This window comes from Allobosea sp. FG18 (assembly GCF_057809495.1).
The window spans coordinates 1-21,615 of sequence record NZ_JBMDKB010000031.1 but is presented as its reverse complement, the minus strand read 5'-3'; the positions used below and the strand labels follow the sequence as shown (position 1 = coordinate 21,615).

Here is a 21,615-nt window from a genome sequence, read left to right as displayed (position 1 = left end):
GTCAGATCGAGCGGGTGATGCCGCCGTCGACGCGCAGGTTCTGGCCGGTGATATAGGCCGCGTCCTTCGAGGCGAGGAAGGCGATCGTGCCGGCGATCTCGTCGCTGGTGCCGTAGCGCTGCATCGGCACGCCCTGCCGCCGCTCCTCGGTGGCCGGCAAACTGTCGATCCAGCCCGGCAGCACGTTGTTCATGCGGATATTGTCGGCCGCATAGGTGTCGGCGAAAATCTTGGTGAAGGAGGCGAGCCCCGCCCGGAACACCGCAGAGGTCGGGAACATCGCGCTCGGCTCGAAGGCCCAGGCGGTCGAGATGTTGATGATCGCGCCCGCCTTCTGCTTCTGCATGATCGGCGTCACCAACCGCGTCGGGCGGATGGCGTTGAGCAGGTAGGTATCCATGCCGCGATGCCAATCCTCGTCGGTGATGTCGAGAATCGCGGCGCGCGGCCCGTGACCGGCGCTGTTGACGAGCACGTCGATGCGGCCCCAGCGCTCCATGGCGAGATCGACGAGCCGCTTCAGGTCATCGTTCGACTGGTTCGAGCCGGTGACGCCGATGCCGCCGAGCTCTGCGGCCAGCGCCTCGCCCTTGCCCGAGGAGGAGAGAATGCCGACGGCGAAGCCGTCCTGCGCGAGGCGCTTCGCCGCCGCAGCGCCCATGCCGCTCCCACCCGCGGTGACCAGGGCGACCTTGTCCACTGCCATTCCATCCTCCTGCATCGGCTGACTCGAATCCTGCGACGTTCCTAGCACTCCCGCCGGGCCGTGACGAACGCGCCTGCACGCTTGCCTGCCCATCGCCATACGCAACAAATGTGCATCCGACAGACCGGTTTGCAGCGCTTCTTTCGGCGCATCTGCCCTATTGCTTTGCAACCCGCGCAACGAGGCCGCACCGATGCCCAAGCCCGATCTCGACGCCCTGCAATCCGAGATGACCGCGTGGCGGCGCCACTTGCACTCGCATCCCGAATTCGGCTTCGAGGAGAAGCGCACCGCCACCTTCGTCGCTGAAAAACTGCGCGAATTCGGTCTCGACGAGATCGTCGAGGGCATCGGCGGCACTGGCGTCGTCGGCACGCTCAAGCGCGGCAGCGGGAACCGTGCGATCGCGCTCCGCGCCGATATGGACGCGCTGCGGATCACAGAGCAGGGTGAACGCCCCTATCGCTCGCAGACGCCCGGCGTGATGCATGCCTGCGGCCATGACGGCCATACCAGCATGCTGCTCGGCGCTGCCAAGCTCCTGGCCGAGGAAGGCGGCTTCGACGGCACCGTGCGCTTCCTGTTCCAGCCGGCCGAGGAATGGGGCCGCGGCGCGCTCGCCATGCTCGACGACGGGCTGATGGAGCGCTTCCCCTTCGACGAGATCTACGGCCTGCACAACATGCCGGGCCTCGGCATCGGCCGCTTCCAGACGCGCGCTGGCTCCTTCATGTCGGCCGAGGACAATTTCGAGATCGTGCTGAAGGGCGTCGGCGGCCATGCCGCGAAGCCGCATGCGGGCAGCGAGGTCCTCGTCGCCGCCTGCGCACTCGTGATGCAGCTCCAGACTATCGTGTCGCGCCGCCTGAGCCCGGCCGATATCGCGGTGGTCTCGGTCACCGAACTGCTGACGGACGGCACCCGCAACGTGCTGCCGGGGACGGCGCGCATTCTCGGCGATGCCCGCAGCTTCCGCCCCGAGGTCAGCGCCGCGATCGAGCGCCAGATGGGCATCATCGCGCGCGGCACCGCCGAAAGCTACAACCTCAGCCACGAGCTGACCTATACGCGCGAGTTCGTGCCACTGGTGAACGACGCCGCGCTCTCGCAGGAAGCCCTCGCCGCCGCGCGGACCGTGCTGGGCGAGGACAATGTCGCGGTCGCATCCGAGCCGATGACGGGCTCGGAGGATTTCGCCCGCTTCCTCGACCATGTGCCCGGCTGCTTCGCCTATGTCGGCAATGGCGAAGGCTCTGCGCCGCTGCACAATGCGTCCTATGATTTCGACGATCGCGGGCTGATCCACGGCGCGCGTTTCCATGCTGGAATCGTCAGACACAGGTTGCGCGCCGGTTGAGCCTCAGCCTTGCTGGAGACAAATCTTTCCGGCGGACAATCTCTCGGGGAAGAGCCTTTCAAACATTCCCTGATCTATGGAGCCAAACCCTACGCTCACCGGCGTAGACCTGAGCCTGCTCTCGCCTCAATGGCTATCGAACAGGCTCATGCTTCCAGACTCAGGCGCGCTTCGGCCGGCGCACGGCCCGCAGTGTGCTTTTGCTGCCGTCACCGCAGTAGAACAGCTCGGCGCCATCCGATTCCATGCCCGAGAGGCCCACTCCGGAGGGCATCGCGAGCGCGTCCAGGCCCTTGCCGGTCGCGGGATCGATCCGGCGCAATTCGCTTTCGCCCTCTTCCCAGGTGCCGTGCCACAATTCGCCCTCGACCCAGGTCACCCCGGTGACGAAGCGGTTGGTCTCGATGCTGCGCAGCACCTTGCCGGTGGCCGGGTCGATCTGGTGGATTTTGCGTTCGCGGTAATGGCCGACCCAGAGCGAGCCCTCGGCCCAGGCGAGGCCGGAATCGCCACCCTTGCCGGGAGCGGGAATCGTGCCCAGCACGGAGCCGGTCCGCGGATCGATCTTCTGGATGCGATCCTCGGCGATCTGGAAGAGATGCGTGCCGTCGAAGGCCGTGCCGGCATGGGCGGGCACGTCGATCGTTCTGACAACCTCGCCGCTGGCGGTGTCGAGCGCGTTCAGCCGGTCGCCGGAGGCGAACCAGACATTGGCGCCGTCGAAACTGACGCCATGAACCTTCTCGACGCCCGGAAAAGGACCATAGGTACGGGTGATCTCGGCAGCGGGGATCGTCATGGCTTGGCTCCTGCGTCTGTTGCGATGCCGGACCCTAGCCATCCGGCCAGGACAGCGGGAGTAACAAACTCGTCGCGAAACCCGGCATCGGCGGCATCACCCAGCGGCGCGCCCGCGCCTGCCCGAAGGACTGGATTTTGCCGGCCTCGGCGAGGGCATCGAGCGCACGCTGGACGCTGCGCTGGCTGGAGCCAAGCGCGAGTGCCAGGGCGGAGCTCGACCATGCCTCGCCATCGGCCATGAGGGCGAGCACCGTGGCATGCTTCTCCTCGACCGGACGCGCCAGCACGACGACCCCGGCCGCAACGCGCGGCGCGATCGCGAAGCCGCGCTCCGTCGCGCTGATCCGTGCCAACGGCCGCAGCGCCGCGCGCAGGCGGCCGATCTCGACGCGCAATCGCGCCCGGTGCGATTCATCGGTGAAGCGCGACCCGAAGGCGCTGATAATCAGCACATCCCGCGGCGCAGCCTGCGGCCAGGCCTCGGCCAGCGTCCGCAGCAGGGCGAAGAGCACAGGGCGCGTCGCCAGCGAAACCGATTTGTCCCGCTCGCGCACGGCATGGCGGCAGGCATCGACGATCAGCGCCTCCGAGGCCTGCAGGTTCTCGACCTCGTCGAGCAACACGGGGCACTCGACGCCCCCCGCGATCAAACGCGCGGCCGGCTCATCAAGCAGGTGGCGGGCGGCTTCGACCTCGGCGATCAGCGCGGGAATGCCAGCTCGCCCGGCGGCGTCGCGTGCGCCTTCCAACGCAACTCGCGCAGCGCGGGCCTCCATCCGGCGCAAGGCGATGCCGGCCTTCGCGAGTCCGTGGACCGCCCGCAACGGCGCCGGAAGCTGCACGGGATCGAGGTCGGCGAGCCGTTCGCCCGCATGGTCGAGCCAGCCGATCAGCAGCAGCCGGCGGATGTCGAGCAGGCGGGCATGGGCGGCATTCGCGCGGTCATCGTGGGTCTCGAGCACCGAGGCAGCCTCGTCGAGCCTCCCGGGAGCCCAGCCGAGATCGCGCGCGGCCAGGGCGACTTCCGCCTCGGCGACGGTGCAGCGAGCGCGGGCGACCGCCTCCCTTGGCCCGAAAGCGCGGCCGGCACGGCGCAGCAAAACTTTGGCGCGGGCGAAGTCGCCGAGCTGCGCCATGGCGATGCCGCGCAGCGCCAGCGCGGGCGCATCGTCACGCAAGGCGACCCGGTTCAGCGCGCCCAGCGGATCGCCCTTCGCCAGCGCCTGCGCCGCAGCCGTGATCAGCGAGTCCATCGGAATCCCGCCAAACTTGTCACTCCCACCGTCTGCCGCCTCCGCCTTACCACCGATCGCGACGCCGCATCGAGTGTCGAAGCGGCGCGGACATCCGGCGACAGGAGTGAAACCTCATGACCAGTCACACGATCGGAACACGCGAAGAATGGCTCGCCGCCCGGCTCGAACTGCTGGAAGCGGAGAAGGCGTATACGCGGCAGGGCGAGGCGCTCGCCGAGCGGCGGCAGGCGCTGCCCTGGGTCAAGGTCGAGAAGGATTACCTCTTCCAGACCGAGCAGGGCGACGCTTCCCTGGCCGATCTCTTCCAGGGGCGCTCGCAGCTCCTCGTCTACCATTTCATGTTCGGACCGGACTACAAGGCCGGCTGCCCGTCCTGCTCGGCGATCGCCGACGGGTTCGACGGCTCGACCACGCATCTCGCCAATCACGACGTGATGCTTTGGGCCGTGTCGCGGGCGCCGGTCGAAAAGCTGCTCGGCTTCCGCGAGCGGATGGGCTGGAGCTTTCCCTGGGCCTCGTCCGGTCAGACCGATTTCAATTTCGACTACAACGTCTCCTTCACCGAGATGCAGGAGCGGACGCAAGGGGTCGACTACAATTTCCGCCATCAGCCGAAATTCGAGTGGCGCGGCCCCGGCAACGAATTCGAACGCTCCTTCGCAACGATGGCCGGTGTGGACGTCCCCACCTATCACCGCGACCGGCCGGGCCTGAGCGCCTTCATCCGCGAGGACGGCGCGATCTACCACACCTATTCGAGCTATTCGCGCGGCGTGGACGGCATCTGGGGCATGTATGCCTGGCTCGACCGGGCGCCGAAGGGCCGCAACGAGGCTCAAGGCCCGTGGTGGCTCCATCGCGACCGCTACGCCGCCCGCCAAGCCGTGTCGTAGCGTGCGAGAACCACGCGAGGGCGCCGCGCGCCACGTCGCGAAGCGCCCATGGCGACCAGTTTAGCACGGTGCCGGCAAAGTTCCTTGACGCAGCGCAAATTCGTTGCTTCATTCGTAGAAAGCATCAAGCATTAAAGTTGATGCATAGAAGGGATTGCCATGGCTCAAACCGCCACCCCTGAGGCCTCTCCCTGGCTCGGCGCCGCCGCATCGGCCGCCGCACAATCGCGCAGCAACATCTTCGAGATGAGCCGCCAGGCCGAGAACGCGGTCATCGACCCGCGCGATCCCGGCGGTTTTGCTTCTGGCTGGCGCCATGCCGTCGCGGCCCGGATCGCGATCCTGAACGCGCTGCCGGACCTTGCCGCCCATTATCTCGCCGATGTGACCGATCCGGCGCTGCGCGGCCTCGCCGACCCCAGCGCGGCCGGGCGCGATGACCGCGAGCGCAGCGTCATCACCTTCATGGACCGGGTCGCGACCCAGCCGCGCAACGTGCAGGCCGAGGAGATCGAAGGGCTCAAGGCGGCCGGTGTCGCGGAAGCCGATATCGTGCGGCTCTGCGAACTCAACGCCTTCATGAGCTACCAGTGCCGTGTCCTCGCCGGGCTCGCCGCTCTCAAGGCAGCCTCGGCATGAGCCGGATCGTGCATCGCTTCACCCGCAACGTGCCGGACTGGCAGCCACGGGTCACCCCGGTCGATCTCGCCAAGGCGAGCCCCGAGCAGCTCGACGCGCTGAAGGTCACGCCCTCCAACACCAAGGTCTCGGATTACGTGCTCGTGCTGGCGCATGATCCGGAAACGCTCAACGTGCGCTCGCCGCTGTTCAACGGCATCATGTACGATCCCGGCGGCCTGAACCGGGCCGAGCGCGAACTCGGGGCGATCGGCGCCTCGGTCGTCAATCGCTGCATCTACTGCGCCGCCGTGCATGCCGCGCGTCATGCGCAGCTCAGCAAGGACACCGCCGTCACCGACGAATTGTTCGCCAATGGCGAGAAGGCCAAGCTCGGCCCGCGCGACCAGGCGATCTTCGACTATTCCGTCAAGCTCTCGCAATCGCCGCCGGCGGTGACCGAGGCCGACACCGCCCGCCTGCGCGAGGCGGGGCTGGACGAGGCCGAGATCGTCGATCTCATCCTGTCCACGGCCTTGTTCGGCTGGGCCAACCGGCTGATGCACATCCTCGGCGACCCCGTCCGCAAAGACGGGTGAGATGAGCCGTCTCAAGATCCTCGAGGCCTATCTGCAGGTCGCCTCGCTCGGCAGCGTCACGGCGGCAGCGAAGCATCTGGGCGTGTCCCAGCCTTCGGTCAGCCGCATGATCCAGGAGCTGGAGCGCGATCTTGGCCAGCCGCTATTCGAGCGCGTCGGCCAGCGGCTGGTGCTGACGCAGAAGGGCATGGTGCTGCGCGACGATGTCGAGCGGGCGCTGGCCGGCTTCGTCAACCTGTGGGAGCGCGCCCGCGAGGTGATCGGCGAGGCCGAGCCGCCGATCCGGATATCGGCCGTGTCGTCGCTCGCCTTCGGTCTGCTCACCGATGCCTGGAACGGGGCGGATGCGCCCAGGCTCGCGATCGAGGTCGAGAACCCCGACCGCGTGCAGAACGCGGTGATCTCCGGCAACGCGCAGCTCGGCGCGACCAGCGCGCCCCTGCTACATCGCGACCTCGCGCTCGAATGGCTGGGCACGGCACCTTGCGTGCTGGCCGTGCCCGAGACCGATCCGCTCGCCCGGATCGAAGGGCCGATCGATCTTCATGCCCTCGCCGGGCGCGACCTCGTCGGGATGTCGCTGCGTCGCGGTTTTCCGGCACGCATCCGTGCAGCGCTCCAGGCGGGCGGCATCGATGTCCGGGTGAGAATCCGGACGACCTCGACCATGAACGTGCTGTCCTTCATCCGCGCCGGGGCGGGCATCGCCATCATCGAGCCGTTGACGCTGACCGGCAACCCGACGCCGGGCATCCGCATCCTGCCGCTGGCGACCTCGATCCCCTATTGCTTCGGCGTCGTGACCGCGCGCGGCGTCACCGTCTCCGACAAGGCCCGCGACCTGATCACCGCGCTCCAGGCGAGCGCCGAGAGGCGGCTCGCCGATTTCACCCTGATCCCGCCCGAAGAGCACCACGCTCTCCTCGCCTCGCTGACCAAACAGGAAACGCGGCTGTGACGACGAAGCAGACCGGGATACCGGAAGGGCTGGAGGCGCTGAACCGCCGCGTCGCCCGCGAGCTCGAACTGCTGACCCTGCCGGCCGCGCCCTGGGTGCCGGAGCAGCGTGTCGGCGGCGAGCCGGTGCTCGATGTCGCGATCATCGGCGCCGGCATGGCAGGGCTCGCCGCGGCCGCCGCCTTCCGCAATATCGGCCTGCGCGCCGTCAATTTCGACCGCCGGCCGCAAGGCTTCGAAGGCCCCTGGGCGACGACCGCGCGGATGGAGACGCTGCGCTCGCCGAAGACCCTGACCGGGCCGGCGCTCGGCATCCCCTCGCTGACCTTCCGCGCATGGTTCGAGGCGCAGTTCGGCGTGGCGGACTGGGAGGCGCTCGACAAGATCCCGAGGCTGATGTGGATGGACTATCTGCGCTGGTTCCGCGAGGTTCTCGCTCTCGATGTCCGCAACGGCCATGAGATCGCGATGATCCATCCCGGCCCCGAGCATGCGACGCTGGAGATCGACGCCGCCGGTAAGCGCCAGCGCGTCCTCGCCCGCCATGTCGTGCTCGCGACCGGCCGCGACGGGCTCGGCGGCCCGGCCGTGCCGGAGATTGCCGAGAGCCTGCCACGCGAGCGTTGGGCACACTCCTCGGATGAGAACGACTATGCGCAGCTCCGCGGCAAACGCGTCGCTGTCATCGGCGCCGGCGCCTCGGCCATGGACAGCGCCGGCACGGCGCTCGAAGCCGGTGCGGCCAGCGTCGACCTCTTGATCCGCCGTCGCGACATCCCCCGCATCAATCGCGGCAAGGGCATGGGCCATCCCGGCTCGATCGCCGGCTATCGCCATCTGCCCGATGCCTGGAAATGGCGGATCAACAGCTATATCGCCCGCGAGCAGGTGCCGCCGCCACGCGCCAGCGTGCTGCGCGTCTCGCGCCATCCCAACGCCTTCTTCCGGCAGGGCACCGCCCTGATCTCGGCGCGGATGGAGGGTGACGAGATCGTGGTCGAGACCGGCGCCGGCACGATGCGCTTCGACTTCATGATCTTTTCGACCGGCTTCAAGGTCGATTGGGGCAGCCGGCCCTTCCTCCGGGAGATCGCGGCCTGCGCCCGCAACTGGGTCGATCGCGGCGTGCCCGAGGATGCCGAGCCCAGCCTCGGCGCCATGCCCGACCTCGGACCTGCCTTCGAATTCCAGCCGAAGTTGCCCGGCACCTGCCCCGGGCTCGAGCGCATCCATTGCTTCTGCTACCCCGCGATGATGTCGCATGGCACGGTCTCAGGCGACATCCCGGCGATCAGCGACGGCGCCGAACGGCTGTCCCAAGCGATCGCGTCCAGCCTCTTCCGCGAGGATATCGAGGTGCATTTCCAGCGCGGCCAGGATTATGCCGAGCCGGAGATCTTCGGCGACGAATGGGTGCCGATCCTGCCCGAACCCGCGAAGGTTCCGGTCTGATGCTCGGCTGGCTGCTCCAGCGCGTCGCGCAGGCGCTCCTCGTGATCTTCGCGATGTCACTCGTGGTCTTCCTCGGGCTGCATGCCGTCGGCAACCCCGCCGACCTCCTGCTGGCGCCGGACGCGACCCAGATCGACCGCGCCGAGCTCGTCGCGCGGCTCGGCCTCGACCGGCCGCTCTGGGAGCAATACCTGAACTTCGTGGGCAGCGCCCTGCAGGGCGATCTCGGCCGCAGCTTCGTCTACAACGTGCCCGCCGTGACGCTGATCCTGCAGCGCCTGCCGGCGACGCTGGAACTGGCCTTCGCGGCGATGATCTTCGCCGTCATCATCGGCGTGCCGCTCGGGCTCTATGCCGGGCTCTATCCCGAACGCCTGCTGTCGAAGCTGATCCAGACCGGCAGCATCCTCGGCTTCTCGCTGCCGACCTTCTGGGTAGGCCTCCTGCTGATCATGACCTTCAGCGTCACGCTGGGTTGGCTGCCGGCGAGCGGGCGCGGCGAGACGGTGCGCGTCTTCGGGGTCGAATGGTCGTTCCTGACGCTGAACGGCTGGCGCCACCTGCTCTTGCCGGCGATCAACCTGTCGCTGTTCAAGGTCTCGCTGGTGATCCGCCTGACGCGGGCCGGCGTGCGCGAGGTGATGCCGCTCGACTATGTCCGCTTCGCACGGGCCAAGGGGCTGCGCCGCGGCCGGGTCGTGATGATGCATATCCTGCGCAACATCATGATCCCGCTGGTGACCGTGCTCGGGCTCGAACTCGGCTCTACCATCGCCTTCGCCGTGGTGACCGAGAGCATCTTCGCCTGGCCGGGCTCGGGCAAGCTCATCCTCGACAGCATCAACGCGCTCGATCGGCCGGTGGTGATGGCCTATCTGCTGGTCGTGGTGACGCTCTTCGTCATCATCAACCTCATCGTCGACATCCTCTATCGCTTCCTCGATCCGCGCGTCCGCGAGGAGGCCTCGGCATGACCACGGTTCCAGCCGCCGCTTCCGCCCGCCGTCCGGCAAGCGCTGCGCTCCGCCGCTTCCTGCGCGCGCCTTCCGCCTGGATCGGGCTCGGCCTGATGACCCTGCTCGTCATCGGCGCGGTGTTCGCGCCTCAGATCGCGCCGCAGAACCCGTTCGACCTCGCCGCCATCGACGTACTCGACGCCCGGATGACGCCGGGCTCCGTGTCTTCGACCGGCGATATCACCTACCTGCTGGGTACCGACGGACAGGGCCGCGACCTGTTCTCGGCGATCCTCTACGGATTGCGCACCAGCCTCACCGTCGGCGTCGGCTCGGCTGTGCTCGCCGGCATCATCGGCATCCTGCTGGGACTGATCGCGGCCTGGAGCGGCGGGCTAATCGACGCGCTGATCATGCGGCTCGTCGATCTCCTGATGTCATTGCCCTCGATCCTGGTCGCGCTGCTGATGCTGGCGCTGCTCGGCAAGGGGATCGGCAATGTCGTGCTGACGCTGGTGCTGCTGGAATGGGCCTATTACGCTCGCACCGCCCGCGCCCAGGCGCTGGTCGAGCGCAAGCGCGATTATTTCGAGGCCGCGCGAGGCCTCGGCCTGCCGACCTCGCGCATCCTGCTGCGCCATGTCCTGCCCAATTGCCTGCCGCCGCTGCTGGTCATCGGCGCGCTGCAGGTCGCGCGCGCCATCACGCTGGAGGCGACGCTCTCCTTCCTCGGACTGGGCGCGCCGGTGACGCAGCCCTCGCTCGGCCTGCTCATCGCCAACGGCTTCCAGTTCATGCTCTCGGGCGAATACTGGATCAGCTTCTTTCCGGGCCTGACGCTGCTGACGGCCATCGTCGCGATCAACCTCGTCGGCGACCGCCTGCGCGAAGTGCTCGACCCGAGGGCGCTGAAATGACCGCGCCGCTGCTCGAAATCCGCAACCTGCGCACGCGCTTCCGCACCGATCGCGGCGATCTCGACGCCGTGCGCGACGTCTCCTTCACCTTGCGGGCCGGTGAGACGCTCGGCCTCGTCGGCGAGAGTGGCTCGGGCAAGTCGGTCACCGGCTTCTCGATCATGGGGCTGATCGACCCGCCCGGCCAGGTCATTGGCGGCGAAATCCTGTTTCGCCGCCAGGACCTGACCAAGCTCGACGAGGAGGCCATGCGCCGCCTACGTGGCAACCGCATTGCCATGGTCTTCCAGGACCCGATGATGACGCTGAACCCGGTGCTCCGGATCAGCACGCAGATGATCGAGACGATCCGCGCGCACGAGACGATCGACGATGCCACGGCGCGCGTCCGGGCGCGGGACCTGCTCGGCGCCATGGGCATCCCGAGCCCCGAGGCACGGCTCGACGCCTTCCCGCACCAGCTCTCGGGCGGTATGCGCCAGCGCGTCGCCATCGCCATTGCGCTGATCAACAAGCCCGACCTGATCATCGCGGACGAGCCGACCACCGCGCTCGACGTCTCGATCCAGGCGCAGATCCTGGCCGAGGTGCAGCAGCTCACCCGCGAGAGCGGCACCGCCCTGCTCTGGATCACGCATGATCTCTCAGTGATCGCCGGCATCGCCGACGAGATCGCGGTGATGTATGCCGGCCGCATCGTCGAGCAGGGCAGCGTCGACGCCGTGCTCGACCATCCGAGCCACCCCTACACCGCAGGCCTGATCGGCAGCCTGCCGGGCGCGAGCGCACCGGGCTCGATGCTGGTGCAGATTCCCGGCACGACGCCGGACATGGTCGACCCACCCGGTGGCTGCGCCTTCGGGCCGCGCTGCGCCCGCCGCGATGACGCTTGCGAGCGCCAGCCGGCCTTCACGGAGAGCGCGCACCGCCTGCGCTGCTTCCATCCCCTCTCCGGCCCCGCCTCGGCCGCCGAGGTGCCGGCATGAACATGACCGTCACACCCTCCGCCCCCGCGCTGGAAACGCGCAAGCTGACCCGGCATTTCGGCCGCCCGGACGGGCTTGCGGTCAAGCTGCATCTGTCGAAGCGCCAGCCGATCATCCGGGCACTCGACGGCATCGACCTGACCATATCGACCGGCGAGTTCGTCGGGCTGGTCGGCGAGTCCGGCTCCGGCAAGTCGACGCTCGGGCGCATCGCGGCCGGCCTGCTGCCGCCAAGCACGGGCGAGGTCTCCGTGTTCGGGCGCTCGCCGGAGGGCGACCGCTCGGTCCACCGCGACGTGCAACTGATCTTCCAGGACCCGCAGGCGAGCCTGAACCCGCGCATGCGGGTCGCGGAAGCGATCGGCGAGGCGCCGCTCGTCCATGGCATCGCCTCGCGCTCCGAAATCGACGACTATGTCTGCGCGCAGATGCGTCGGGCCGGGCTCGATCCGGCCTTACGCCAGCGCTTCCCGCACCAGTTCTCCGGCGGCCAGCGCCAGCGCATCTCGATCGCCCGTGCGCTCGCCCTGCAGCCGCGCTTCCTGGTCTGCGACGAGTCGGTGGCTTCGCTCGATGTCTCGATCCAGGCGCAGATCCTCAACCTGTTCATGCAGCTCCGGCGCGAACTGGACCTGACCTATCTCTTCATCAGCCACGACCTGCGCGTCGTCCAGCACATCGCCGACCGCGTCGTGATCATGTATCTCGGCCGCATCGTCGAGGATGCGCCGGCCGCACGGTTCTTCGCCCATCCGAACCACCCCTATACGCAAGGGCTGCTGGCGGAGATCCCCGACCTCAAGCAACGGCGGCGCGTCTATGCGCCGGTGAAGGGCGAGATCCCGAGCCCGGCCGCGCCGCCGCCCGGCTGCCATTTCCACCCGCGCTGCCCGGCCGCCTTCGACCGCTGCCGCATCGAAAGACCTGCCCTGCGCGAGATCGTGCCGGGCCACCGTTCTGCCTGCCACCTCAACGACGTCGCAACGGCTCCGGCCCGCGCGCAAACAGGAGAGATCGCATGACGACCAAACTGAGCACCTTCGCCCTCTCGGCGGCGCTGATCGTCGCCGCGGGAGCCACCCATGCGGAAGACCTGCGCATTGCCTTTGCCGACCCGGTCTCGGCGATCGATCCGCAACTCAACAACCATGCCGGCGACCATTCGGTCTCGCAGCATTTCTGGTCGCGGCTGGTCGCGCAGAAGACCGAGGGCGGCGTGGTGCCCGACATCGCCGCATCCTGGAAGAACCTCGCGCCCAATACCTGGGAGTTCAAGCTGCGCGAGAACGCGGTCTGGAGCGACGGCAAGCCGGTCACGGCCGAGGATATCGCGTTCTCCTACGAGCGCGCCCAGAACGTGCCGGGCACGGTCGCGAGCTACAAGGGCTTCCTGCGCAATGTCGCCAAGGTCGAGATCAAGGACCCGCATACGCTGGTGATCACCAGCCGCGCGCCCGATCCGCTGCTGCCGATCAACATCTCCAGCATCTATATCGTCAGCAAGCATGTCGGCCAGACCGCGACGACCGACGACTATAACAGCGGCAAGGCGATGGTCACCGAAGGCCCCTATTCCTTCGTCAGCTATACGCCCGGCGACCGCATCGAGATGAAGCGCAACGAGCGCTACTGGGGTCCGAAGCCCGAATGGGAGAAGGTCAACTACCGCTATATCGCCAATCCGGCGGCGCGCACGGCCGCCCTGCTCTCGGGCGATGTTGACGTCATCGACAAGGTCTCGTTCTCCGATATCGAGAAGCTGGAGAAGAACCCGAAGGTCAAGGTCTGGTCCTATCCCGGCCTGCGGGCGCTGATCATGCAGCCGAGCTTCAACCCGAACCCGTCGAAGTTCCTCACCGACAAGGCCGGCAAGCCGCTCGACAAGAACCCGCTGCTCGACGTGCGCGTCCGCAAGGCGCTGAACATGGCGATCAACCGCGAGGCGATCGCCGACCGCGTCGCACGCGGCGGCGTGACCGTCGCGACGCAGTGGATGCCGGCCGGCAGCTTCGGCTACGACCCCGACCGCTCCAAGATCGACGTCGATCCCAACAAGGCAAAAGCGCTGCTGACTGAAGCCGGCTACCCCAACGGCTTCAAGCTGACCATGCATGTGCCGGGCGAGCGCTATCCGCTGGCGCCCGAGACCGCGCAGGCGATCGCGCAGTTCTGGACCCGCATCGGTGTCGAGACGCAGGTCGAGGTCGTGCCCTTCTCGGTCTATTCCGGCGCGGCCAACAAGAACGAATACGCGATGAGCATGATCGGCTGGGGCAACGGCACCGGTGAGGGCACCTATGCGATGCTGGCGATCCTCGCGACCGTCGATCCTGCCAAGGGGCTGGGTGCCTCCAACTGGGGCCGCTACAGCAACCCGAAGCTGGACGAGGCCCTCGCCAAAGCCAGCGCCGAATTCGACGACGCCAAGCGCGAGGCGATCATCAAGGACGCGGTCAAGGTCGTGATGGACGATGTCGGGATCATGCCGCTCTACCACTACAAGAACATCTGGGCGAGCCGGCCGGACCTGAAGGTCGTGCCCTGGCACAGCGACCGCACCGTCGCGATGCAGGTCAGCAAGGCCAAATAAGGACGCCGCCATGGCCGCCGCCTTCTCGATCAGCCCCGCCATCGACCTGATCGACGTGCCCCGCCGGATCGCGCTTTCCGGGCTGCCGGCGGGTGCGGAGGTGACCATCGCCGCGGAAACTCCGCGCGACGGTCATCTCTGGCGGGCGCAGGCGGTGTTCGCGGCCGGGGCCGATGGCAGCATCGACCTCGAACGCGATGCGCCCTTGCGCGGCGATTACGCGGGCGTCGCGGCGATGGGGCTGGTCTGGGCGCAGACTGGTGAAGGCGAGCTGTTTCCGGCCGAGCTGTCCCGCCCGCTCGAAACCACGCTCACCGCCGAAATCGGCGGTGAGACGATCGCCTCCGGGCAATTCAGCCAGATTCTGATGGCCGAAGGCGTCACGCGGCACCCCCTCGCCGAGGATGGGCTCGTCGGAACCTTGTTCCTGCCGGCGGGCGCTGGCCCGTACCCGGCGATCATGATCCTCAACGGCTCGGGCGGCGGCATCAACGAGCCGCGCGCCTCGCTCTGGGCCTCGCGCGGGGCCGCGGCGCTGGCGCTCGGCTATTTCGGCGCGCCCGGCCTACCGAAATACATCTCCAACACGCCATTGGAATATTTCGCCCGAGGACTGGACTGGCTGCGCGCCCGCGTGCGGCCAAAGAACGACTTCGTCGCTGTCGCCGGGCAATCGCGCGGCGGCGAGCTCGCGCTCCTGCTCGGCGCGACCTTCCCCGACAAGGTCTCGGCGGTGCTAGGCTATGTACCCAGCGCCTTCGTCCATGGCGGGCAGGCCGCTGCCGACCCGGCCTTCGGCCGCGACGGACCCGGCTGGACGCTGAACGGCAAGCCGCTCGTCCATCAATGGCAGGACAACGCCACGGCAAGCTGGAAGCCTTACGACGAGGCGACGCAGACGCGCCGCAATGCCGATGCGATGCGCACCGCGCTCAGTGACCCCGCCGCCATGGCGCGCGCCCGCATCCCGGTCGAGCGGATCGCCGGACCGGTTCTGCTGCTGTCAGGCGGCGATGACGGCGCCTGGCCCTCGGACCTCTATTCGCTGATCGTCCAATCGAGCCTGCTCGCGGCCGGACATCCGCACGAGGTTCTCTGGAAGAACTGGCCCTTTGCCGGCCATTCCATCCTGTTTCCCCATACGCCTTCAACCCGCATCGCCCATCGCCACCCGGTCAGCGGCATCGCCACGACGATGGGCGGCACGCCGGCGGCGAACGCCGAGGCCAATGCCGGCGCCTGGGAGACAGCGCTTGCCTTTGTCAGGCGTCATGGCGGGCTGACAGGCTAAGGCGACGGCAATCTGCCGAGCGTAATCCAATCGAGCGGGGAAGCCGGTCGTCGGCTGGCCGGCCGCCTCTTGTGCGCAAAAGAATTTTCGCGTCATGGTCGCGCTGACTTCATGCCGGTGACACGCTATTGCTGTGCCGGCTCACCATGACCTCGGCTCACCGGATCGCGAATGGTTTCTGTAGCGCTGAAGACGGTTTCGAAGACCTGGGGCGGCACGGCCGCCGTCGACGCCATCAGCTTCACCGTCGAAGGCGGCAATCTCGTCGCGCTGCTCGGCCCCTCCGGCTGCGGCAAGTCGACGACGCTGCGGCTGATCGCCGGGCTGGAGGACACCAGCAGCGGTACGATCGAGATCGGCGGGCGCGACGTCACCCATGCCTCGCCCTCGCAGCGCGGCATCGCCATGGTTTTCCAGAACTACGCGCTGTTCCCGCATCTGAGCGTCGCCGAAAACATCCTGTTCGGCCTCAAGGTCCGCAAGGTCTCGCGCGCCGAGCGCGACGAGCGCCTTGCCCGCGCCGCCTCGATCCTGGGCCTCTCCGCCCTGCTGGAGCGCAAGCCCTCGCAGCTCTCCGGCGGCCAGCAGCAGCGCGTCGCGCTCGGCCGCGCCATCGTCGCCGAAGCGCCGGTCTGCCTGATGGACGAGCCGCTCTCCAATCTCGATGCCCAGCTGCGCGTCGAGATGCGCCGCGAGATTCGCGAATTGCAGCAGCGCCTCGGCATGACCATGGTCTATGTCACGCATGATCAGGTCGAGGCCATGACCATGGCCGACCAGGTCGTGCTGATGCGCAACGGCCGGATCGAGCAGGACGCCCCGTCGGACGTGCTCTACGAGAACCCGGCGACGATCTTCGCGGCCCGCTTCGTCGGCACGCCGCCGATGAACGTGCTGCCGCTTTCGACGGTTCAGGCGCGCGGCGGCGCGATCAGCGCTCCCGATGGCCTCGATCCCGCCAGCCTTGCCGTCGGCATCCGCCCCGAGATGGTCGAGATCACCGCAAGCGGCGTCGCGGCCGATGTCGTCGCGGTCGAATATCTCGGCTCCGACACGCTGCTGGAAACCCGCATCGACGGCCATTCCTTCATCGTCAAGCGGCCCGGCAAGGTCAGAGCCACAGCCGGCGAACAGATCTACATCACGTTGTCACAATCGGCGCTGCACTGGTTCGACCAGGCGTCGGAACGGAAGGTGGTTCGCAACTGAACCGGCCGGAGCGTCGGGCGTGCGGACCATCCCAACAAGGGAGAGAGGACATCATGGACAGGCGTGAATTTCTTGGCGGCACGGCCGCCCTTGCGGGCGCGACCGCCCTGCCCGGCATTGCCCGCGCGCAGAGCACCGAGCTCTCGTTCTTCTACCCGGTCGCGGTCGGCGGCCCGATCACCAAGCTGATCGACACCTACGCCGCCGATTTCGAGAAGGACAACCCCTCGGTCAAGCTGAAGCCGATCTATGCCGGCACTTATCAGGAGACCATCGTCAAGGCGCTGACCGCGCATAAGAGCGGCACGCCACCGGTGCTCTCGGTCTTGCTCTCGACCGACATGTTCACGCTGATCGACGAAGAGGCGATCGTGCCCTTCGACGACTTTATCAAGACCGACGAGGACAAGAAGTGGCTCGCCGGCTTCTATCCCGGCTTCATGGAGAACAGCCAGACCGGCGGCAAGACCTGGGGCATCCCGTTCCAGCGTTCCACGGTAGTCCTCTATTGGAACAAAGAGCTCTTCAAGGAAGCCGGCCTCGACCCCGAGAAGCCGCCGAAGACCTGGGCCGAACAGCTCGAATTCGCGCAGAAGCTGACCAAGCGCGACGCCGCCGGCAATGTCACGCAATGGGGCATCCAGATCCCCTCCTCCGGCTTCCCCTACTGGCTGTTCCAGGGGCTTTCGACCCAGGCCGGTACGATCCTCGCCAATGCGGCCGGCGACAAGACCGATTACGCCAATCCGGGTGTGGTCGAGGCGCTGCAGTACTGGGTCGACCTCGCGCAGAAGCACAAGGTCCATCCGCCCGGCATCGTCGAATGGGGCACCACGCCGCGCGACTTCTTCGAGAAGAAGGTCGCGATGATGTGGACCACCACCGGCAACCTGACCAATGTCCGCGCCAACGCCAAATTCCCCTTCGGCGTCGCGGTTCTGCCGGCCGGCAAGAAGCCGGGCAGCCCCACAGGCGGCGGCAATTTCTATCTCTCGAAGAAGGCGACCAAGGCCGAGCAGGAGGCCGCGTTCAAGTTCGTGCGCTGGATCACCACGCCCGAGCGCGCCGCGCAGTGGAGCATCAATACCGGCTATGTCGGCGTCACGCCGGCCGCCTACGAGACCGAAGCGATGAAGAAATACGTCGCCGACTTCCCGCCTGCTCTCGTCGCGCGCGACCAGCTGTCGAGCGCGGTGGCCGAGCTCTCGACCCATGAGAACCAGCGCGTCACCAAGGCGCTGAACGACGGGTTGCAGGCGGCGCTGACCGGCACCAAGGCGCCGCAGAAGGCGATGGAGGAGGCGCAGGCCGAGGCCGAGCGCATCCTCAAGGCCTATCGCTGACCCTGCTGCGATGACGAACCGCGCGACCGCGACGATCCATGGCTGGCTGCTGCTGCTGCCGGCCATGGCTTGTCTGGCCCTGTTCACGCACTGGCCCGCGGTCGCGAGCTTCATCGAAAGCTTCTACTCGACACCGAAGGCGCGCCGCCCGGCGCGCTTCATCGGGCTCGAGAACTACCAGCAGATGCTCGCCGATCCGATCTTCTGGAAGGCGATGAGCAACAATCTCTGGTTCGCGCTCGGCACGATCCCGACCTCGATCGCCCTGGCGCTCCTGATGGCGGTCTGGGTCAACGACAGGATCACGGGGCGCACGCTCGTCCGCATGGCCTTCTTCACGCCGACGATCCTGCCGATGATCGCGGTCGCCAATATCTGGCTGTTCTTCTACACGCCGCAATACGGCCTGCTGGAGCAGTTCACCGGCCTGTTCGGCGCGCGTTCGACCAACTGGCTGGGCTCGCAGGACACCGCGCTCTACGCCATCACCATCGTCGCGATCTGGAAGGAAGCCGGCTTCTTCATGATCTTCTACCTCGCGGCGCTGCAGGCGATCCCGCCCAGCCTCGGTGAGGCCGCGGCAATCGAGGGCGCCTCGCGCTGGACCTTCTTCCGGCGCATCCAGTTCCCGCTCCTGATGCCGACGACGCTGTTCGTGCTGATCAATGCCGTGATCAACGCCTTCCGCATGGTCGACCATGTCTTCGTGATGACGCGCGGCGGCCCGGACAATGCGACGACGCTGCTGCTCTTCTACATCTACCAGGTCGGCTTCGGCTTCTGGGACACGGCCTATGCGGCAACGCTGACCTGCGTGCTGCTGGCGCTGCTCGCGCTCGTCGCCTTCGTCCAGTACGGCTGGCTCGAACGCAGGACGCATTATCAATGAGCGCTGCGACGCAACCCGCCCCGGCCGCGACGCGGACCGACCCTTATGCGCCCAAGGGCCTCGCACTCACGCTGGAATCGACGGGGGCGATCCTGCTTGCCGTGCTCTGGGTGCTGCCGCTGGCCTATGCCGTCTGGGCAGCGTTCCACCCGGCCGAGTACACCACGCGCTTCGTGCTGACCGCACCGCTGACGCTCGACAATTTCACGCGCGCCTGGGCGGCAGCGCCCTTCGCCCGCTATTTCCTCAACACCTTCATCCTGGTCACCCTGATCCTGGCCTTCCAGATCGTGCTGGGCACGCTCGCCGCCTATGCGCTGGCACGGCAGGATTTCTGGGGCCGCGACGTCGCCTTCGTGCTGATCCTGGCGCAGCTCATGATCATGCCGGACGCGCTGATCGTCGAGAACTACCGCACGCTCGCCAAGCTCAACCTGATCGACACGATCCCGGCGATCGCCCTGCCCTATATCGCCTCGGCCTTCGGCATCTTCCTGCTGCGGCAGACTTTCAAGACCGTGCCGAAGGAACTCGACGACGCCGCCCGCGTCGAGGGCGCGAGCCCGCTGCAGGTCCTGATGAAGGTCTATGTGCCGCTCGCGAAGCCGACCTATGTCGCCTACGGCCTCGTCTCGGTGAGCTACCACTGGAACAATTTCCTCTGGCCGCTGCTCGTCACCAACTCGGTGGAGTCGCGCCCCCTGACTGTCGGCTTGCAGGTCTTCTCCTCGGCCGACCAGGGCATCGACTGGGCGGTGATCTGCGCGGCGACGCTGATGACCTCGGCGCCGCTGCTCGTCGGTTTCCTGCTGTTCCAGCGCCAGTTCGTGCAGAGTTTCATGCGCGCCGGCATCAAGTGACGGCGCTCCGATGAAGCTGATCACCTGGAACATCCAGTGGGCCCGCGGCACCGACGACAAGGTCGATCCGCGCCGCATCATCGATCACGCCCGGCAGATGGCGGATTTCGACGTACTCTGCCTGCAGGAGGTCGCGGCGAATTTTCCCGACCTCGACGGCAATGACCGCACCGACCAGTTCGCCCTGTTCAGCGAATTGCTGCCGGGCTTCACGGCGATCGAGGCTGTTGGCGTCGATGTTCCGGACGGCGCGGGCGGCCGCAAGCGCTTCGGCAACCTCATCCTGTCGCGATTGCCGGTGGCGCAGGCGCTACGCCACGTCCTGCCCTGGGAGGCGGCGGCGACGCGCAATATGCCGCGCGTGCTGGTCGAGGCCATGGTCGAGACGTCGTTCGGCCCGATCCGGGTGATGACGACCCATCTGGAATATTCCTCCCCGGTGCTGCGCGCCGCGCAGGTCGAGGGTATCCGGCAGATCCACCGCATGGCGGCCGCACGGCAGGCAACGCCGCGCCAGCCCGGTCCCCACACCTACGCGCCGACGCCGAACGCGGCGAGCGCGATCCTGACCGGCGATTTCAACATGCGCCCCGACGATGCCGGTTTGGCGCAGTTGCTCGCTCCGTTCGATGGCGATGTGCCGCCGCTGGTCGATCTCTGGCCCGTGCTGAAGGGCGCGGAGCCGCATCCGCCCTCCGCCTTCATCTGCGACCAGACCTATGGCCCGCCGGGCTGCCTCGACTTCATACTGGCGACGCCGGACCTCGCCGAGCGGGTACGCTCGATCACCTACGACATCGAGACGCGGGCCTCGGACCACCAGCCCATCCTCGTCGAATTCGATCTCGGATGATCTTCACCCGGCAGGATCATCAGCGGCTCGACGCCATCCTGCGCGAGGCGGCACGACGCGAGGTGATGCCGCGCTTCCGCCGGTTGGCGGATAGCGACATCCGGGCCAAGCAAAACCCGGTCGATGTCGTCACCGAAGCCGACGAGGCGGCCGAGCGCTTCATCTGCGCCGAGCTGGCCAAGGCCTTTCCGGGCGCGGCGCTGATCGGCGAGGAGGCGGTGACGCGAGACCCGTCGCTCCTCTCGAAGCTTTCCGATGCCGAGCTTGCCTTCGTCATCGACCCGATCGACGGCACGCTGAACTATGCCAGCGACCTCTCGCTCTTCGCCGTCATGGCCGCGGTCGTCGTCCGGGGCGAGATCGCCGCCGCCGTGATCCATGACCCGACAGCCGAGGACAGCGCCATGGCCCTGCGCGGCGCGGGCGCGTGGATGGGCTCTGCGGACGGGACGAGCCGTGACCTGCGCGTCGCACCGGCCGTTGCGACGCGGCAGATGAACGGCATGGCGAGCTGGCAGTACTTTCCCGAGCCGCTGCGCAGCACGCTTCCCGGCCGTTTCCCTGCCTTCCTCGAAGTCGGCTCGCTGCGCTGCTGCGGGCAGGAATACCGGTTGGCCGCGGCGGGACGCCTGCAATTCCTGCTCTACGGCGTGCTCAACCCTTGGGACCATGCGCCGGGCGTGCTGCTCTACAGCGAGGCCGGCGGCCATGCGCGCCTGCTGGACGGCCGGCCCTATTCGCCGACCGGGCGCCCAGCCGGCCTGCTCTGCGCGCCCGATGAGGCGAGCTGGCAGGAGATCAGGTCGATCCTGCTGGACTGAACGACACAGTGAGCTCGCCGCACCGTCGTCAGAACCTCACCGTCATCCCGGACAAGCCGCGAAGCGGCGTCGATCCGGGATCCATTCCGGAGCGCTTCGGGCTGATGTTCAGGCATGGATCCCGGGTCTGCGCTTCGCCCGGGATGACAGCCCTTTTCTGGGGCACTCAGTCCTCGTCGTCGCGCTGACGCGGACCTTCTCCGAGTATCTCTCTTTTCCCGGCGTGGTTAGCTGGTCCGACGATGCCCTCGTTCTCCATGC

General features: G+C 67.6%; 21 protein-coding genes. 18 read left to right on the top strand and 3 right to left on the bottom strand.

Annotation, left to right across the window (positions count from 1 at the left end):
• Position 1: 1 nt before the first annotated feature.
• On the bottom strand, positions 2-706 hold the full coding sequence (locus tag ACODTJ_RS25775) for an SDR family oxidoreductase (RefSeq protein WP_454658629.1): 705 nt from the start codon (positions 704-706) through the stop codon (positions 2-4).
• 193 nt (positions 707-899) lie between these two features.
• Between ACODTJ_RS25775 and ACODTJ_RS25770 the strand changes: the two genes are divergently transcribed.
• Complete coding sequence (locus ACODTJ_RS25770; RefSeq protein WP_454658630.1) at positions 900-2,063, top strand: M20 aminoacylase family protein; 1,164 nt, start codon at positions 900-902, stop codon at positions 2,061-2,063.
• A gap of 160 nt (positions 2,064-2,223) precedes the next feature.
• Here ACODTJ_RS25770 and ACODTJ_RS25765 read toward each other — a convergent pair whose 3' ends face one another.
• Positions 2,224-2,862, bottom strand: a complete 639-nt coding sequence (locus ACODTJ_RS25765; RefSeq protein ID WP_454658631.1) for a Vgb family protein — start codon at positions 2,860-2,862, stop codon at positions 2,224-2,226.
• A gap of 34 nt (positions 2,863-2,896) precedes the next feature.
• Positions 2,897-4,117: a helix-turn-helix domain-containing protein gene (locus ACODTJ_RS25760; protein WP_454658632.1), complete on the bottom strand. Its 1,221-nt coding sequence runs from the start codon at positions 4,115-4,117 to the stop codon at positions 2,897-2,899.
• Between the two features lie 116 nt (positions 4,118-4,233).
• On the opposite strand from ACODTJ_RS25760, the gene ACODTJ_RS25755 reads away from it, so the two are divergent.
• From ACODTJ_RS25755 to ACODTJ_RS25675, 17 genes are all read left to right on the top strand, one after another.
• Entirely contained in the window at positions 4,234-5,013 is a 780-nt protein-coding gene (locus tag ACODTJ_RS25755; protein WP_488850767.1) for a DUF899 domain-containing protein, read from the top strand.
• 159 nt (positions 5,014-5,172) lie between these two features.
• On the top strand, positions 5,173-5,652 hold the full coding sequence (locus tag ACODTJ_RS25750; protein WP_454658634.1) for a CMD domain-containing protein: 480 nt from the start codon (positions 5,173-5,175) through the stop codon (positions 5,650-5,652).
• Positions 5,649-6,230 (top strand): peroxidase-related enzyme, encoded by a 582-nt coding sequence (locus tag ACODTJ_RS25745; RefSeq protein WP_454658635.1) that lies wholly within the window; start codon positions 5,649-5,651, stop codon positions 6,228-6,230. Before ACODTJ_RS25750 ends, ACODTJ_RS25745 begins: the two co-directional genes overlap by 4 nt.
• A 1-nt stretch (position 6,231) precedes the next feature.
• The gene (locus ACODTJ_RS25740; RefSeq protein WP_454658636.1) at positions 6,232-7,188 is read left to right on the top strand and encodes a LysR family transcriptional regulator; all 957 of its coding nucleotides are present in this window, start codon (positions 6,232-6,234) and stop codon (positions 7,186-7,188) included.
• Positions 7,185-8,639 carry a SidA/IucD/PvdA family monooxygenase gene (locus ACODTJ_RS25735; RefSeq protein WP_454658637.1) on the top strand — a complete coding sequence of 485 codons (1,455 nt, stop codon included), beginning with the start codon at positions 7,185-7,187 and terminating at the stop codon, positions 8,637-8,639. The genes ACODTJ_RS25740 and ACODTJ_RS25735 overlap by 4 nt, the downstream gene beginning before the upstream one ends.
• Complete coding sequence (locus ACODTJ_RS25730; protein WP_454658638.1) at positions 8,639-9,613, top strand: ABC transporter permease; 975 nt, start codon at positions 8,639-8,641, stop codon at positions 9,611-9,613. The genes ACODTJ_RS25735 and ACODTJ_RS25730 overlap by 1 nt, the downstream gene beginning before the upstream one ends.
• On the top strand, positions 9,610-10,512 hold the full coding sequence (locus ACODTJ_RS25725; protein WP_454658639.1) for an ABC transporter permease: 903 nt from the start codon (positions 9,610-9,612) through the stop codon (positions 10,510-10,512). Before ACODTJ_RS25730 ends, ACODTJ_RS25725 begins: the two co-directional genes overlap by 4 nt.
• Complete coding sequence (locus ACODTJ_RS25720; protein WP_454658640.1) at positions 10,509-11,498, top strand: ABC transporter ATP-binding protein; 990 nt, start codon at positions 10,509-10,511, stop codon at positions 11,496-11,498. Before ACODTJ_RS25725 ends, ACODTJ_RS25720 begins: the two co-directional genes overlap by 4 nt.
• A gap of 2 nt (positions 11,499-11,500) precedes the next feature.
• Positions 11,501-12,520: an ABC transporter ATP-binding protein gene (locus ACODTJ_RS25715; protein WP_454659063.1), complete on the top strand. Its 1,020-nt coding sequence runs from the start codon at positions 11,501-11,503 to the stop codon at positions 12,518-12,520.
• Entirely contained in the window at positions 12,517-14,088 is a 1,572-nt protein-coding gene (locus ACODTJ_RS25710; protein WP_454658641.1) for an ABC transporter substrate-binding protein, read from the top strand. The genes ACODTJ_RS25715 and ACODTJ_RS25710 overlap by 4 nt, the downstream gene beginning before the upstream one ends.
• A 10-nt stretch (positions 14,089-14,098) precedes the next feature.
• Positions 14,099-15,379: an acyl-CoA thioesterase/bile acid-CoA:amino acid N-acyltransferase family protein gene (locus tag ACODTJ_RS25705; RefSeq protein ID WP_454658642.1), complete on the top strand. Its 1,281-nt coding sequence runs from the start codon at positions 14,099-14,101 to the stop codon at positions 15,377-15,379.
• A gap of 171 nt (positions 15,380-15,550) precedes the next feature.
• On the top strand, positions 15,551-16,588 hold the full coding sequence (locus ACODTJ_RS25700; RefSeq protein ID WP_488850762.1) for an ABC transporter ATP-binding protein: 1,038 nt from the start codon (positions 15,551-15,553) through the stop codon (positions 16,586-16,588).
• 53 nt (positions 16,589-16,641) lie between these two features.
• A complete protein-coding gene (locus ACODTJ_RS25695; protein WP_454658644.1) occupies positions 16,642-17,931 on the top strand; it encodes an ABC transporter substrate-binding protein in 1,290 nt (429 codons plus the stop codon).
• Positions 17,932-17,941: 10 nt separating this feature from the next.
• Positions 17,942-18,820 (top strand): carbohydrate ABC transporter permease, encoded by an 879-nt coding sequence (locus ACODTJ_RS25690; RefSeq protein ID WP_454658645.1) that lies wholly within the window; start codon positions 17,942-17,944, stop codon positions 18,818-18,820.
• Positions 18,817-19,680: a carbohydrate ABC transporter permease gene (locus ACODTJ_RS25685; RefSeq protein WP_454658646.1), complete on the top strand. Its 864-nt coding sequence runs from the start codon at positions 18,817-18,819 to the stop codon at positions 19,678-19,680. Before ACODTJ_RS25690 ends, ACODTJ_RS25685 begins: the two co-directional genes overlap by 4 nt.
• 10 nt (positions 19,681-19,690) lie before the next feature.
• Complete coding sequence (locus tag ACODTJ_RS25680; RefSeq protein ID WP_454658647.1) at positions 19,691-20,533, top strand: endonuclease/exonuclease/phosphatase family protein; 843 nt, start codon at positions 19,691-19,693, stop codon at positions 20,531-20,533.
• Positions 20,530-21,354 carry an inositol monophosphatase family protein gene (locus ACODTJ_RS25675; protein ID WP_454658648.1) on the top strand — a complete coding sequence of 275 codons (825 nt, stop codon included), beginning with the start codon at positions 20,530-20,532 and terminating at the stop codon, positions 21,352-21,354. Before ACODTJ_RS25680 ends, ACODTJ_RS25675 begins: the two co-directional genes overlap by 4 nt.
• Positions 21,355-21,615 lie beyond the last annotated feature (261 nt).

Bases quoted from the DNA above. Each gene is read 5' to 3' on its own strand.
- ACODTJ_RS25755 (WP_488850767.1), top strand. From the start codon at position 4,234: ATGACCAGTCACACGATCGGAACACGCGAAGAATGGCTCGCCGCCCGG.
- ACODTJ_RS25775 (WP_454658629.1), bottom strand. From the start codon at position 706: ATGGCAGTGGACAAGGTCGCCCTGGTCACCGCGGGTGGGAGCGGCATG.
- ACODTJ_RS25675 (WP_454658648.1), top strand. From the start codon at position 20,530: ATGATCTTCACCCGGCAGGATCATCAGCGGCTCGACGCCATCCTGCGC.
- ACODTJ_RS25720 (WP_454658640.1), top strand. From the start codon at position 10,509: ATGACCGCGCCGCTGCTCGAAATCCGCAACCTGCGCACGCGCTTCCGC.
- ACODTJ_RS25695 (WP_454658644.1), top strand. From the start codon at position 16,642: ATGGACAGGCGTGAATTTCTTGGCGGCACGGCCGCCCTTGCGGGCGCG.
- ACODTJ_RS25710 (WP_454658641.1), top strand. From the start codon at position 12,517: ATGACGACCAAACTGAGCACCTTCGCCCTCTCGGCGGCGCTGATCGTC.
- ACODTJ_RS25730 (WP_454658638.1), top strand. From the start codon at position 8,639: ATGCTCGGCTGGCTGCTCCAGCGCGTCGCGCAGGCGCTCCTCGTGATC.
- ACODTJ_RS25725 (WP_454658639.1), top strand. From the start codon at position 9,610: ATGACCACGGTTCCAGCCGCCGCTTCCGCCCGCCGTCCGGCAAGCGCT.
- ACODTJ_RS25680 (WP_454658647.1), top strand. From the start codon at position 19,691: ATGAAGCTGATCACCTGGAACATCCAGTGGGCCCGCGGCACCGACGAC.
- ACODTJ_RS25760 (WP_454658632.1), bottom strand. From the start codon at position 4,117: ATGGACTCGCTGATCACGGCTGCGGCGCAGGCGCTGGCGAAGGGCGAT.
- ACODTJ_RS25700 (WP_488850762.1), top strand. From the start codon at position 15,551: ATGGTTTCTGTAGCGCTGAAGACGGTTTCGAAGACCTGGGGCGGCACG.
- ACODTJ_RS25685 (WP_454658646.1), top strand. From the start codon at position 18,817: ATGAGCGCTGCGACGCAACCCGCCCCGGCCGCGACGCGGACCGACCCT.
- ACODTJ_RS25770 (WP_454658630.1), top strand. From the start codon at position 900: ATGCCCAAGCCCGATCTCGACGCCCTGCAATCCGAGATGACCGCGTGG.
- ACODTJ_RS25740 (WP_454658636.1), top strand. From the start codon at position 6,232: ATGAGCCGTCTCAAGATCCTCGAGGCCTATCTGCAGGTCGCCTCGCTC.
- ACODTJ_RS25705 (WP_454658642.1), top strand. From the start codon at position 14,099: ATGGCCGCCGCCTTCTCGATCAGCCCCGCCATCGACCTGATCGACGTG.
- ACODTJ_RS25745 (WP_454658635.1), top strand. From the start codon at position 5,649: ATGAGCCGGATCGTGCATCGCTTCACCCGCAACGTGCCGGACTGGCAG.
- ACODTJ_RS25690 (WP_454658645.1), top strand. From the start codon at position 17,942: ATGACGAACCGCGCGACCGCGACGATCCATGGCTGGCTGCTGCTGCTG.
- ACODTJ_RS25765 (WP_454658631.1), bottom strand. From the start codon at position 2,862: ATGACGATCCCCGCTGCCGAGATCACCCGTACCTATGGTCCTTTTCCG.
- ACODTJ_RS25750 (WP_454658634.1), top strand. From the start codon at position 5,173: ATGGCTCAAACCGCCACCCCTGAGGCCTCTCCCTGGCTCGGCGCCGCC.
- ACODTJ_RS25715 (WP_454659063.1), top strand. From the start codon at position 11,501: ATGACCGTCACACCCTCCGCCCCCGCGCTGGAAACGCGCAAGCTGACC.